At 33.2% G+C, this 14,613-nt stretch carries 13 protein-coding genes; 4 read left to right on the top strand and 9 right to left on the bottom strand.

Going from position 1 to position 14,613, the window contains the following annotated elements:
- Window positions 1–7 precede the first annotated feature (7 nt).
- Together FLAK523_RS02035 and FLAK523_RS02030 are read left to right on the top strand one after the other, a co-directional pair.
- Window positions 8–655 (top strand): GLPGLI family protein, encoded by a 648-nt coding sequence (locus FLAK523_RS02035; protein WP_248906027.1) that lies wholly within the window; start codon window positions 8–10, stop codon window positions 653–655.
- A gap of 10 nt (window positions 656–665) precedes the next feature.
- Entirely contained in the window at window positions 666–2,978 is a 2,313-nt protein-coding gene (locus tag FLAK523_RS02030) for a carboxypeptidase-like regulatory domain-containing protein (RefSeq protein WP_248906025.1), read from the top strand.
- Here the strand turns inward: FLAK523_RS02030 and FLAK523_RS02025 are convergent.
- The 8 genes from FLAK523_RS02025 to rplM all read right to left on the bottom strand — a co-directional run bounded on the left by FLAK523_RS02025 (window position 2,945) and on the right by rplM (window position 8,422).
- The gene (locus FLAK523_RS02025; RefSeq protein WP_248906023.1) at window positions 2,945–3,415 is read right to left on the bottom strand and encodes an IS630 family transposase; all 471 of its coding nucleotides are present in this window, start codon (window positions 3,413–3,415) and stop codon (window positions 2,945–2,947) included. The genes FLAK523_RS02030 and FLAK523_RS02025 overlap by 34 nt on opposite strands.
- Complete coding sequence (locus tag FLAK523_RS02020) at window positions 3,403–3,939, bottom strand: IS630 family transposase (RefSeq protein WP_248902447.1); 537 nt, start codon at window positions 3,937–3,939, stop codon at window positions 3,403–3,405. Before FLAK523_RS02020 ends, FLAK523_RS02025 begins: the two co-directional genes overlap by 13 nt.
- A 93-nt stretch (window positions 3,940–4,032) precedes the next feature.
- A complete protein-coding gene (locus FLAK523_RS02015) occupies window positions 4,033–4,494 on the bottom strand; it encodes a hypothetical protein (protein ID WP_248904568.1) in 462 nt (153 codons plus the stop codon).
- Between the two features lie 156 nt (window positions 4,495–4,650).
- A complete protein-coding gene (locus tag FLAK523_RS02010; protein ID WP_248906021.1) occupies window positions 4,651–5,199 on the bottom strand; it encodes a hypothetical protein in 549 nt (182 codons plus the stop codon).
- Window positions 5,200–5,631: 432 nt separating this feature from the next.
- On the bottom strand, window positions 5,632–6,456 hold the full coding sequence (tsf, locus tag FLAK523_RS02005; protein ID WP_248906019.1) for a translation elongation factor Ts: 825 nt from the start codon (window positions 6,454–6,456) through the stop codon (window positions 5,632–5,634).
- 140 nt (window positions 6,457–6,596) lie between these two features.
- Window positions 6,597–7,409 carry a 30S ribosomal protein S2 gene (gene rpsB / locus FLAK523_RS02000; protein ID WP_248906017.1) on the bottom strand — a complete coding sequence of 271 codons (813 nt, stop codon included), beginning with the start codon at window positions 7,407–7,409 and terminating at the stop codon, window positions 6,597–6,599.
- A 171-nt stretch (window positions 7,410–7,580) separates the two neighbouring features.
- On the bottom strand, window positions 7,581–7,967 hold the full coding sequence (gene rpsI, locus FLAK523_RS01995) for a 30S ribosomal protein S9 (RefSeq protein WP_007137450.1): 387 nt from the start codon (window positions 7,965–7,967) through the stop codon (window positions 7,581–7,583).
- Window positions 7,967–8,422 (bottom strand): 50S ribosomal protein L13, encoded by a 456-nt coding sequence (gene rplM, locus FLAK523_RS01990; protein WP_248906015.1) that lies wholly within the window; start codon window positions 8,420–8,422, stop codon window positions 7,967–7,969. Before rplM ends, rpsI begins: the two co-directional genes overlap by 1 nt.
- Window positions 8,423–8,762: 340 nt before the next feature.
- Between rplM and FLAK523_RS01985 the strand changes: the two genes are divergently transcribed.
- A complete protein-coding gene (locus FLAK523_RS01985; RefSeq protein WP_248906013.1) occupies window positions 8,763–9,791 on the top strand; it encodes a LacI family DNA-binding transcriptional regulator in 1,029 nt (342 codons plus the stop codon).
- Window positions 9,792–9,854: 63 nt separating this feature from the next.
- Here the strand turns inward: FLAK523_RS01985 and polA are convergent, their stop codons facing one another.
- On the bottom strand, window positions 9,855–12,692 hold the full coding sequence (gene polA, locus FLAK523_RS01980) for a DNA polymerase I (RefSeq protein WP_248906011.1): 2,838 nt from the start codon (window positions 12,690–12,692) through the stop codon (window positions 9,855–9,857).
- 344 nt (window positions 12,693–13,036) lie between these two features.
- Here polA and FLAK523_RS01975 point away from each other — a divergent pair, with 344 nt between their 5' ends.
- Complete coding sequence (locus tag FLAK523_RS01975; protein ID WP_248906009.1) at window positions 13,037–14,527, top strand: hypothetical protein; 1,491 nt, start codon at window positions 13,037–13,039, stop codon at window positions 14,525–14,527.
- Window positions 14,528–14,613: the final 86 nt, after the last annotated feature.

The raw sequence follows: 14,613 nt of genomic DNA, 5'->3' as shown, positions 1-14,613 counted from the left end.
AAGAGAGATGAAAAAGGTATTATTATTTGTGTTATTTAGTTTTTTCTGTTTTGAAAGCGATGCTCAAACAGGCATTACCATTTTATTCGAAACACAATACACTATTAAAGAAGAGTCATTGAAAAGTCTTCCCGCTTATATTAGAGCAAATGCAATAAAACAAAGCGAAAGTATTAAAGAGGAATCCTATATGTCCATTCAGGATAATAAAGTTTATTTTGAAATAAAGCTCCAAGTTAAAGAGAAGACAAATAAGGGAATGATCAATACTAATGGAACAGCAGGGGATGTTTTATTTGCAAAGGACTTGTCTGTGTCAAAATCCTATTCAGCTGTAAAATTGATTAAGGATTACGAAACAAATACCTATGTAAAGAAAATTAACAATGACTTAGTGACAGAGAAACTTCAGGTAGTACAATGGAAATTCACTAACAAGAAAAAGGTAATACTAGGTTATTCTTGTTATGAAGCGGTAGCTCTATTTAATAAGCAGCAGTTGACCGTTTATTTTACAGAAGACTTGAAAGTTGTGGGTAGCCCTAGTTATTTGCCTTTTATAAATGGTGTTGTGCTGGCTTATACTTATGGGAATAACATTGCAACAGCAGTAAAAGTGGAAACGAATCAGACTTTGATTTCTAATTTCTTATAAAATATCCATTTTGAGTTTTAAATATTTATTTTTTCTTTTCTTCCCAGTTTTACTCTTTTCTCAAAATACGGTAAGTATAAAAATTGTCGATGAAAACAAACTAGCTGTTTCCAGAGCGATTGTAATTGTAAGTCAAGAGGACAATCAAATTGCTTTTGGGACAACTAATAGCGAAGGTGTTTTTGATAAAGTATTGCCTTCTGGATCCTATGTTTTCAATATTAAGAAGCTTGGTTTTACTCCTGTTATGGAAGTTGTATTAGTTCAAGAAAAGGTGTCGCTAAGTTTTGTGTTGCTTCCTGAAACGAATCAGCTCCAGAATGTAGTGATCACCAGTAGACCCAAAACAATGCGAATTAAGGGAGATACTATTTCGTATAATTTAAAAGCGATTGTTGATGGTACCGAAAACAAAATTGAGGATGTTATAAAAAAGCTTCCGGGTCTTGACGTTGACCAAGACGGCAAAGTGCTATACAAAGGCCAACAAATTAATAATGTGCTTATCGATGGGAATGAGTTTTTTGGTAATAAACACCAAATGGCAACTCAAAACATCAGTGCCGAAATGATAGAAGGCGTAGATTTACTAACTAACTATTCTGGTTTTTCACTAGCAGCTGGAGGGAATAATGGCGTTGCTTTGAATCTTAAAACGAAAGATGCGTATAAAAACAAGTGGGTTTCTGATGTTGAACTTGGTTATGGAGTCAATAATGCTCTTCGTTTTCATTCCAATTCTTTTAAATTTTTTAAAAAAGGAAATTTAGCTATTTTAACGGATTACAATACAATTGCCAAGACACCAATATCGCGAGAGGATTACAGGGAAATGAGAGTTGCTTCAAATATTGATAGTGAGGATAATCAGTCTAAAGAAGTTGAAATTCCTTCTTTCCTGAATCCAAATAGTTTCATTAAAGAAAAGAAAAATGCCTTCATAGGTGTCACTTATACTAGTTTAATTTCTCCACGTGCCAAAATCACGTTTTCTCATATCTTCAATAAAACGAATTTAATGGAAGAGAACAATAAAACGCAAACTAATATAGGCGATAGTGATAAGCGAATTTCATTTTTGGAAAACAAAAACGGTTCTTATGTCTTAAACAATTCTTCTATTAAATGGGAATTTAATAAATCCAAAACCACTTTTTTATCCTATGTGGCTGGCCTTACGCCAAATTCAGATGACGACAATCAAGAGTTATTGCGGGATGTAAATGAAATTAATTATGTAAAAAGCAATACTAATTTAAGTTTCGCACAAGTTTTCCGGTTGCAAACCTTGTTGTTAAAAACGATTAATTATAAGATTTTAGTAAAGCAAAGTTCAGATTTAAATGAGCAGTCTTTAGATTTGTTTTCACAAAATATACTGTTTGATTCCGGTTATGATATGCTATTTCAACAAAGTAAAAATCAGGACAGAAGTTTTGGTTTTTGCAACTTTTTTTCGCTGTCAAAAAAATCAAACATTTTTACTTTAAAATTAAATTTATTGACTCATAATACTTCAATAAACAATAATATCTTTCAGAATCCTGCTTATAATGCAAACTTCGAATTAAAGAATCAATCCTTGGAATCTAAGCTTTCTTGGTTAAAAAACTGGAGTCCTAAGTTACAATCGCTTTTTGGATTAAATATTACGAATTCAAACAATACCTTTCAGGAATCAGAAAATAGGTTTACTCGATACGAACCAAATATGAGTTTGATATATAGTTTTTCGGGTTTTAATAAATTGACTTTTAATTACGTTTTAGATCATCAATTACTAACCCTATCGCAAATCCAGGATTTTAGTATGATCTTTGATTTTCAAACTATTTTCAGGCCTAGTTTAGTGGATTTTTCTAGAATAGTGCCTAAGAATAGTTATTCACTTCAATACTTTAGCGTTAATCCTAAAAACAATAACGTTCTTTTCTCATCGCTTGTGTATACTAAGGAACTAAATTCAATTTCGAATAATACTAGTTACGCGTCTGACTATATTGAAAGCCAGATGATCAATTCCCAAGGGACTACGTCTTTAAGAGCATTGGTAGCCTATGATATGAAATTTAAACGCCTGCCTTTTTCCGTTAAAACCACTTTGTTTTACTTAAATGCAACTGGTAATTCTCAATTCAATGGTATTGATAATGTTTTTTCATCAAGTAATTTTACCAGTAAAACGAAGGTGATTTCTAATTTTAAAAAATCAGATGTGCAATTTGGCGTAGATTATAATTATATTCAAAGAAGCATAGAACAAAAAGGGAATAATACCAAACACATGTATTATATGGCCCAAATTTTATCTAAAAATACATAGCTATATCCACAGATACTCATTACCTCTTTTTTGCTTGTAGCTTTTACGACATTAGTAATGAAATCTTCTACATCTTCCAATGAATTATAAAATTTATTAGAAAATTCTCGTTTGTATTTTGCCCACATTTTTTCAGCGGGATTAAGTTCTGGACTATATGGTGGTAGAAAAACCAAAACAATATTTTCAGGAATGATTAATTTTTTTGCCTTATGAAACCTTCCATTATCCAGCACCATTATTTTGAGTTCTTTCGGATTTTCCTTTGAGAAATTATCTAAAAAAACTTGAAAATTATCAGCGTTGCAATGTGGGAGTATTAATTGAAAATGGTCTCCAGTTATGGGCGAAAAAGCTCCAGAAAGCCAAGTTGATTTAAAAACTTGTTGGAAAGCACAAATCGGCTTAATACCAAACACATGTATTATATGGCCCAAATTTTATCTAAAAATACATAGCTATATCCACAGATACTCATTACCTCTTTTTTGCTTGTAGCTTTTACGACATTAGTAATGAAATCTTCTACATCTTCCAATGAATTATAAAATTTATTAGAAAATTCTCGTTTGTATTTTGCCCACATTTTTTCAGCGGGATTAAGTTCTGGACTATATGGTGGTAGAAAAACCAAAACAATATTTTCAGGAATGATTAATTTTTTTGCCTTATGAAACCTTCCATTATCCAGCACCATTATTTTGAGTTCTTTCGGATTTTCCTTTGAGAAATTATCTAAAAAAACTTGAAAATTATCAGCGTTGCAATGTGGGAGTATTAATTGAAAATGGTCTCCAGTTATGGGCGAAAAAGCTCCAGAAAGCCAAGTTGATTTAAAAACTTGTTGGAAAGCACAAATCGGCTTAACACTAATAGCAGTAACTGATTTTCCGTTTCGAGTGAACAAACCAAAACGCGATTCATCTTGAAAATACAAGTTTACAGAGTCAAAATCACCCACCGTATTTAGTGCTATTTCTTGACAGATTCGTCCGAAGTCTTTTAAAAGAGATTCCCTGATCTTCGTCTTTTTGATGACTTTTGCGGGCTACTTTTACACTTGATTTAAAATTCCTGATGCAATAATAAAGCAACGTATTGTAATTGAAAGTCTTCCTGATTCTTTTTCAATCCAATCTTTAAGCTCAACATAGCCTTGAAGTCCATTTTGAGGGTCGTTGAGTTTTGTTTCCAACATATTGTGTTCAATAGCATTAAAAGCCGACGGCTTAAAACCTGTTTTTTGATGCTTCATCAAACCCTCAATTCCAGAATTAAGGTATAATGTCCTCCAATTCTGAACGCTATTAGGGTCAACCACAGCTAATTTAGCAACCTCACGTTTAGAAATCCCTACTTTTTCGTTTTGCTTCAAAATCAGCAGAACTCTCAAACGTTGACCAATAAACGGAATAGATTGTTTGAGCAGATTTTTTATTTCTTTTTCGGTTTCCTTAATTACCAAAATTTTTGCATGCGCCATGATTACTTTTATAATATAGTCCAAATATAACATAAAAAAACCAATTATCAAAATTGGTATATATTATATTTTCGTTTGGTATAACACTAATAGCAGTAACTGATTTTCCGTTTCGAGTGAACAAACCAAAACGCGATTCATCTTGAAAATACAAGTTTACAGAGTCAAAATCACCCACCGTATTTAGTGCTATTTCTTGACAGATTCGTCCGAAGTCTTTTTAAAAGAGATTCCCTGATCTTCGTCTTTTTTGACATGACTTTTGCGGGCTACTTTTACACTTGATTTAAAATTCCTGATGCAATAATAAAGCAACGTATTGTAATTGAAAGTCTTCCCTGATTCTTTTTCAATCCAATCTTTAAGCTCAACATAGCCTTGAAGTCCATTTTGAGGGTCGTTGAGTTTTGTTTCCAACATATTGTGTTCAATAGCATTAAAAGCCGACGGCTTAAAACCTGTTTTTTGATGCTTCATCAAACCCTCAATTCCAGAATTAAGGTATAATGTCCTCCAATTCTGAACGCTATTAGGGTCAACCACAGCTAATTTAGCAACCTCACGTTTAGAAATCCCTACTTTTTCGTTTTGCTTCAAAATCAGCAGAACTCTCAAACGTTGACCAATAAACGGAATAGATTGTTTGAGCAGATTTTTTATTTCTTTTTCGGTTTCCTTAATTACCAAAATTTTTGCATGCGCCATGATTACTTTTATAATATAGTCCAAATATAACATAAAAAAACCAATTATCAAAATTGGTATATATTATATTTTCGTTTGGTATAATTTTAGTAACGCAACTATAAATCATCAACTTGCTTTTTCTTTGCGAGGTAAAAACAAGAATAAATTGAAATGGGATCTAGGTTTTGTTATTGATAATCAAGATTCCAATTTTAATACTAATAATGTGTTTTTTCTTAATTCGAATATTCAGTACGTAGTAGTTAAAGATTTAAAATTAATCTTTAATGGGAGTAATATGCTAAATCTAAACAATAGCCAGCTTATATCAACGTCTTATGATCAAAGCTTTTTCACGGAATCAATCGTATCGATTATGCCGGGTTATATTATGCTTGGACTTAATTATTCATTGTAGTTTAGACAAAAAAATCCCATTTCAAATTGCTTCGAAATGGGATTTTGTATGGGTTTTAGAATAAATTATCCTAAAGCAGCTCTTTTGAAACCAGTAACGATTAAGTTAGCATCAACAGATTTAGCATAAGCAGCAACGCTTAGTTTGTTGTCTTTGATGTAATCTTGGTTTACTAAAGTATTGTCTTTAAAGAAACGAGCTAATTTACCTTTAGCGATATTGTCTAACATTGCTTCTGGTTTTCCTTCTTGACGAAGTAAATCTTTTGCAATTTCGATTTCTTTTTCAATTGTTACAGCATCAACACCAGCTTCGTTTAAAGCGATAGGTGACATTGCAGCAGCTTGCATAGCGATGTTTCTTGAAGCTTCTTCAGCTCCAGCAACATTTGCAGATAAAGAAACTAAAGTAGCGATTTTGTTTCCAGAGTGGATGTATGATCCTACGAATTCACCTTCTAATTTTTCGAAAGTTCTGATTTCTAATTTTTCACCAATAACTCCTGTTTGCTCGATTAATTTATCAGCAACAGTAATACCGTTAAAATCAGAAGCTAAAAATGCTTCTTTAGAATCAAAGTTTAACGCTTGATTAGCCATTTCAGTAGCCATTTTCACGAAGCTTTCATTCATTCCTACGAAGTCAGTTTCACAGTTTAAAGTGATAACAACACCAGCAGTTTTGTCAGCGTTAACAACAGCAATTGCAGCACCTTCAGTAGATTCTCTATCTGAACGGTTTGCAGCTACTTTTTGTCCTTTTTTACGAAGGTTTTCGATCGCTAATTCAAAATCTCCATCAGCTTCAACTAATGCTTTCTTGCAGTCCATCATTCCTGCACCAGTAGCTGTTCTTAATTTATTTACGTCTGCAGCAGTTATAGTTGCCATAATATTTAAATTTTAGTGTTTGTAATAATAAAAAAAATTCCAATTCTAAAATTCCAAATTCCAAGTTTATTAAATCATCAACCTTAGTTTATAATTTTATTTGGAATTTGGAGTCTTAAAATCGGAATTTAAATGTTAATTTATTCTTCAGTTGCTGGAGCTACTGTCTCAGCAGCCGGAGCTGCAGTTTCAGTTGCTACTGGAGCTACTTTCTCAGTTGCTGCTGGAGCTACTGTTTCAGTTGCGTCAGCTTCTTTGTCAGAACCTCTATCAGAAAGTCCTTCAACAATTGCAGCTGTAACTAAAGATAAAATTTTATCGATTGATTTAGAAGCATCATCATTTGATGGAATTACAAACTCTACTTCACGTGGATCAGAGTTAGTATCAACCATTGCAAAAACTGGAATGTTTAATTTTTGAGCTTCTTTTATTGCGATGTGTTCAGCTTTGATATCCACTACAAATAATGCAGCTGGTAATCTTGACATATCAGAAATTGAACCTAAATTTTTCTCTAATTTAGCACGAAGACGATCAACTTGTAAACGCTCTTTCTTAGAAAGTGTCATGAAAGTACCATCTTTCTTCATTTTATCAATAGTAGCCATTTTTTTAACAGCTTTACGGATAGTTACGAAGTTAGTTAGCATTCCACCAGGCCATCTTTCAGTGATGTAAGGCATGTTTGCAGCTTTTGCTTTTTCAGCAACGATGTCTTTTGCTTGTTTTTTGGTAGCAACAAATAATATTTTTCTACCTGATGCAGCGATTTTTTTCAAAGCTTCATTAGCTTCTTCAATTTTTGCTGCAGTTTTATATAGATTGATAATGTGAATACCATTACGCTCCATATAAATGTAAGGAGCCATATTTGGATCCCATTTTCTAGTCATGTGTCCGAAGTGAACACCTGCTTCTAGTAATTCTTTTACTTCTACTTTGTTTGACATTTTTTGTACTAGTTTACGTTCTGTTGATTAGCAATGTATAAATGGCGATTGCTCGGCTAAATACATTTAGATGCTAAACTAATTCCTACCTCGGTAGGCAACAACAACATTGTTTTAAATTCAATAATAAATTCAATAAGTCTCGTCCAGATCTGAACAAGACAGGCAATATTAACGTTTCGAGAATTGAAATTTCTTACGAGCTTTCTTTTGACCGAATTTCTTACGTTCAACCATTCTTGGATCTCTTGTCAATAAACCTTCTGGTTTCAAGATAAGTCTGTTTTCAGCATTTACTTCACACATAACACGTGCTAATGCCATTCTTACAGCTTCTGCTTGACCAGTTGAACCACCTCCGTGAACGTTTACTTTTACGTCAAAGTTAGTTGCATTTTCTGTCATAGACATTGGTTGCATAACTTTGTACTGTAAAGTAGCTGTTGGGAAGTAAGTTGCGAATTCTTTTTTGTTTACAGTGATTACTCCTGTTCCTTCCGAAACATAAACACGTGCAACAGCGGTTTTTCTTCTACCGATTTTGTGAATAACTCCCATTACTTAAGATCGTTAAGGTTAACTGTTCTAGGTTTTTGAGCTCCTTGTTTGTGCTCAGATCCTACAACAACATTTAAATTTCTGAAAAGTTCAGCACCAATTTTGTTTTTTGGTAACATTCCTTTTACCGCTTTTTCTACTAGTAATGCAGGGTTTTTCGATTGCAATACTCTAGCAGTTAAAGTTCTTTGTCCTCCAGGGTAACCAGTGTGACGGATGTATGTTTTTTCATCCATTTTGTTACCTGTAAGGTTAATTTTTTCTGAGTTGATAACGATTACGTTATCTCCACAGTCAACGTGTGGTGTGTAACTTGGCTTGTACTTACCTCTCAAAATCATAGCGACTTTTGAAGCAAGACGACCTAAGTTATGACCTTCAGCATCTACAACGATCCACTCTTTTGTAACAGTGGCTTTGCTTGCTGATTGTGTCTTGTAGCTTAATGCGTCCATAATATTATTTTAATTAAACATTCCATCCCCAATAAAGGGGTTGCAAAAGTACAATTAATTATTTTAAATACAAATACCTTAAATGATTATTTTAAAGCTTCTTTTGTACTGATAATCAAATGGGTATTTATAAATAGATTCATTACCCTTATTTTCTATTTGTTACTTTATTATATTCTTATTCATTTAGATCCCTTTTAGTCTTAAAATAAAATATTATATTCATTTGAAATGATGTTTTTCTAAATTATTCCCTAATTTTGAAACATTCAATTATTTAGGGTAAAATTTCATCTTTTTGCTTCTATTATTTTTTATTTACTAACTATACTATTATTTTATGAAAGTTAAAGCGACTCTTAAACAAATTGCAAAAGAACTGAATGTATCTGTTTCAACAGTTTCTAAAGCGCTAAACGACAGTCCTGAAATAAGTGAGCAAACTAAAATAAAAATTAAAGAGTATGCTAAATTAAAAAATTATAAACCAAATGTTATTGGTTTGAACCTTAAAAACAGGAAAACAAAAACCATTGGTGTTATTATACCTAATATTTTAAACTCTTTTTTTGCAAAAGTGTTTAGCGGAATTGAAAAAGTGGCTGATGAAAACGGATATAACGTGATTACCTGCATTTCGAATGAATCTTTAGAAAAGGAAATTCACACTTTAGATATGCTCAGTAATGGAACTATAGATGGATTTATAATGTCAGTTTCTGAAGAAGCCCAAAAAAAACAAGAGTATAAGCATATCGCAGATATAATAAATGACGGTACGCCTATAGTTATGTTTGACAGAATTGCCGAAGAAGTGAATTGTGATAAGGTAGTTGTTGACGATTTCGATTCGGCTTTGGATGCCACGCAACATTTAATTGATATAGGATGCAAGAATATTGCCTTGTTTTCTTCTATAGATAATTTAAGCGTTGGTAAACTACGAGCAGAGGGCTATTTGAAAGCACTAGAAAACAATAACATTCCCGTTAATGAAAACATAATCCTTAGAACGGATACTGAGGAAGGACTTAATGACAAGATTGAGAACATATTTGATAACAATAAAATTGACGGTGTCTTTACATTAGATGAGAATGATTCAGTTGCAGCATTAAAAATAGGTCTTAAAAAAGGGTATTCTATACCTGACAATCTTTCCATTATTGGTTTTGCCGATGGAATTCTTGCCTCCAGAAGATTGTCTCCGAGTTTAACTACCGTAAGTCAGCACGGAGTGGAAATTGGTGAAGTAGCTGTAAAACTTCTTATAGATAGACTAGAGTCCAAAGAAGAGGATATTCCTTATAAAACGGTTGTGATTAAGACAGTGTTGAAAGAAAGAGAGTCTTCCAGAAAATTAAATTAAAACAGAAAACCCATTCTTGTGAGAATGGGTTTTCTGTTTATTAAATATATTGGGTTTAAAATATTAATGTGCTTCTAGCCAGTCTTTACCTATTCCCATTTCTACCACTAAAGGGACATCGAGTTTAAATGCATTTTCCATTTCGTTTTTTATCATTGGTTGGATTTTATCCAATTCCGAGTTATGAACGTCGAAGACCAATTCATCATGAACCTGAAGCAGCATTTTACTTTTCCAGTTTTCATCAATTAATCTTCTATGAATGTTGATCATCGCGATTTTAATGATATCAGCGGCGCTACCTTGTATTGGTGCGTTTACGGCATTACGTTCTGCTCCACCGCGAACCATTGTGTTTTGAGAGTTGATGTCTTTTAAATAACGACGTCTTCCCAGCACGGTTTGCACATAACCGGTTTCACGGGCAAATTCAATTTGTTCTTGGATATATGACTTTAATCTCGGATAGGTTTTGTAATAGGCTTCAATCAAAGCGGCACTTTCAGAACGGGAAAGCGAAGTTTGATTGCTTAATCCAAAAGCCGAAACACCATAGATGATCCCAAAATTCACCGTTTTTGCATGGCTCCTTTGTTCGCGTGTCACTTCTTCAAGCGGTACGTCAAATACTTTTGAAGCTGTCGATTTATGGATGTCCTCGTTATTCAGGAATGCTTTAATCATGTTTTCCTCGCCACTTAATGCGGCAATAATGCGTAATTCGATTTGAGAATAATCGGCAGAGAGTAAAGAATAATTTTCATCTCTTGGAATAAAAGCTTTTCTTATTTGTCGTCCTCTTTCTGTTCGAATAGGAATATTTTGAAGATTGGGGTTGTTTGAGCTCAAACGACCTGTTGCCGCAACGGCTTGCATATAATCAGTATGTACGCGCAAAGTGACTTTGTCCACCTGGTTTGGTAACGCATCAACATAGGTGTTTTGCAGTTTAACCAGCTGTCTCCAGTCCAGAATGTCTTTTACAATTTGGTGCTCGTTTACTAAATAACTCAAGACTTCCTCTCCCGTTGCGTATTGTCCGGTTTTGGTTTTCTTTTGTTTTGTTCCTCCAATTTTTAATTTGTCGAATAAAACGTCTCCAAGTTGTTTTGGGGAAGCCAGATTGAATTTTTCGCCCGCAATTTCGTATATACCCGCTTCCAATGTTTTGATGTCATTTCCTAATTCCTGTGACAAGGATTTTAAAAAATCTGTATCCAGGCGGATTCCTTCTTTCTCCATATCTGCCAGTACGGTTACCAACGGAATTTCAATTTCTTCAAATAGCTTTTTGGTTTCTGTTTTGTCTAATTCAACCGAGAATAGTTCTTTTAGCTGAAAAGTCACATCGGCATCTTCAACTGCATATTCTTTTATCTCTTCCAATTCGACTTCCCGCATCGATTTTTGGTTCTTTCCTTTTTTACCAATAAGCGTTTCAATGGATTTTGGGGAGTATTTCAAATAGGTCTCCGAAAGGATGTCCATATTATGTCGCATATCTGGATTAATCAGATAATGGGCAATCATAGTATCGAATAACTTTCCTTTTACAACTATGCCATAATTCGAAAGAATCTTTAAATCGTATTTTAAATTTTGTCCAATTTTCTCAATATTTTCATTTTCGAAAAAAGGAATAAAATTAGCAATCAAACTTTTGGCTTCTTCTTGATTTTCCGGAAAAGGAACATAGAATCCTTTCCCTTTTTCGAAAGAGAAAGCAATACCTACTAATTCAGCGTGCAAGGTATCAAGGCCTGTAGTTTCAGTGTCGAAACAAACAGAGGATTGATTCATTAAATTTTGCAACAGTAGTTTTACACCTAAATTTCCCTGAATGATTTGGTAAGAATGCTCTGTGTTCTCTAATGTGTTGAAATAATTATGGTGTGTTATTTCTGAATCATCATTTGGAATGGCACTTGCAAAGAGGTCAAATTGCTCTTCGGTTTTAGGTTGTGGTTTTTTATATAATTTGGCTTCGTCAACTACTGGAGTTGATGCTGTTCCTCCTTTTTTGAATATGGCGTCAAACTGTTCTGCCATTCTTCGAAATTCAAGCTCATTAAAAAGAGCATCTGTTTTTTCTACATCAGGTGTTGACAATTCATAATCTTTCTCGTCAAAAACTACTGGACAATCAAGAAGTATTGTAGCCAAGGTTTTTGATAAAATCCCTTTTTCCTTATTAGCTTCAATATTCTCTTTCATTTTTCCTTTTAGCTTATCAGTATTTGCCAAAAGGTTTTCCATAGTTCCAAATTCTTTCAGGAATTTCTTGGCCGTGACTTCTCCCACGCCCGGAAGTCCAGGAATGTTATCAGCTGCATCACCCATCATTCCTAGAAAATCAATTACCTGATCCGGTCTTTCTATTTCAAATTTTGCCAAAACTTCAGGAACACCCCATATTTCAATTCCATTTCCCATTCGGGCTGGTTTGTACATAAATATGTTTTCGGATACTAATTGTGCAAAATCCTTATCTGGGGTAACCATAAATACTTTATAGTCTTGTTTCTCTGCTTGTTTAGCAATGGTACCTATTAAATCATCTGCTTCATATCCTTTGACTTCTATAATAGGGATGTGCATAGCACGCAATAATTCTTGTATATAAGGTAGGGCAATTTTTATTGCTTCAGGAGTGGCGTCACGATGCGCTTTGTATTCAGGAAATATCTCGTTTCTTAATTGACTTCCGCCATTATCAAAAGCTACTGCTAAATGATCCGGTTTCTCTCTTTTTATTACATCCATCAGGGAATTCATAAATCCCATGATTGCTGATGTATCCATTCCTTTTGAATTGATTCGGGGGTTTTTTATAAATGCATAATATCCTCTAAAAATTAAGGCATAAGCATCTAGGAGGAAAAGTCTTTTTTGTTGTGACATATTTTAATTTTCTTAAGAATTCAAAAGTACAAAACTTAGAAAGATATTAAAGAAACTCCCGAAAATATTTCTAAATGCCTGTTCCTTAATGAGAATGCTATTGAAAACGGTTGTAAAAGGCTTAGGATTGAAATATTTTATAAGATAAGTTTTATGACCTTGTTTTTTAGTATTCACAAAAAGTAGGAAAAAACTATTGTAAAAAAATAATTATCTTAAAATAACGCCTAATTTGTGTAGTTTATCGATGATAAATGCATATAAACGATTTTTAATTGTAATTTTGAATTATAGAATTGAAGATGTAGAATAAAAGGAATAGTATAAATTTTAAATTAAATATCATGAAAAAAATTACCTTATTTAATATAGTATTTCATGTGTGCTTTGTGTTTTTCATGATGCTATCTGTGAATGTTTATTCTCAAGTAGGTATTGGAACAATTACCCCTAATGCGAGTTCAGTATTAGATGTGTCTTCGACAACTCAAGGGATGTTAACACCTCGTATGACTACTGCGCAAAGAATTGCAATAGCTTCTCCTGCAAATGGTTTAATGGTTTATGATACTGATTTAAAAGCGTTTCATCATTATGATACATCTACGACTTCGTGGGTAAAAATAAGTTCTAGTGCTGATGGGAGATTGGCTTTTAAACGTATCAAATCTACTGATGTTTTGGCAACTGTACTAGCGACTGAATTAGCGGCAGGTGGAAGTACAAAATATCTTTTTGACACTAATACTTATTATGAAATCAATGGTACCGTCACGTTTAATTTACCCATAGATTTAAATAATGCTTATGTGTCAGGATTAGATGCTAATGTCGATAAATTAGTTAAAACATCAGGGGATCTTTTTGTTGGTGCAAAAGGGGGTACGGTGAAAATTGTTACAATTGCGGTTACTGGTGCAGGTTCTAGAGTGTTTAATGTTGATTGTTTAAGCCCTTCTAACTTACAGACTATGGTGGTAAGAGATTGTATTATTGCTAATAGTGTAAATGTTGGTATACTGAAAAATTTTAATATGGTGTTTTTTAGTATTGTTAATTTTTCAGGTAATACTAATGGTATTATTTTTGAAAATGCAACAACTTTATTATTAAGTAATCTGGCTTGGTTTGGAAATAATGCGGGTATTTACGAAAAATATGTTGGTACTTTTGGAATGATCCAAAAAGTGGGTGGTTTTATGGATGTTACTTCTGGTAAAACAGGAGTTGATGTTTCAGCTAACCCTACAATAACTAATAATGCCCAGATGTCTGATATCGTTTTTTATGGAACTGGGACTACGGGAACCTTTGTTGTACCATACACAGTTGGCGGGTTTACAGGGTATAATTTTAATAACAAATGGAGAGTGAATTGTGCTGGAATTCCAAGAGAGGACGATGCTGTAGCGACTGGAGATGTGAATTTTGATTATGCAGTAGGTTCAGGAGTAACTACTACTTTTTCTGGAAGTACTAAAATTAAATTAGTTGGGAATACTACTTCAAACAATTTATTTAGATTTTCAACGGATGCTCTAAATAATAGGTTAAAATACACAGGAAGTAGGAAACGTTATTTTGCAGTTAGCGGAGCACTTTCGTTTCAATCATCTGCGGCAAGTACAACTTATATTGTTTATATCGCAAAAAACGGTACTGTTATTAATCAATCTAAAGTATATGTCAACTCAAATTCATCTTCTGATATAATTGCAATACCTATAGTAACAACTGTGGAATTAACTACAAACGATTATATAGAAGTGTTTGCTGAACGTTTTACTGGAAGTGGAAATATGTTAACTGTTTCTTTAAATTTAGTAGTTAATTAAAATGGATCGGTTAATGTAATTCTAGCTTTCCTTTCAATGAATATGTAAATAAAATAGAAAAATATACGTACCTACTATGTTTTGTG

The sequence above is a fragment of the Flavobacterium sp. K5-23 genome (genome assembly GCF_023278045.1).
GTDB lineage: Bacteria > Bacteroidota > Bacteroidia > Flavobacteriales > Flavobacteriaceae > Flavobacterium.
The sequence above is the reverse complement of the archived record's forward strand: the minus strand, read 5'-3'. Positions and strand labels throughout refer to the sequence as shown.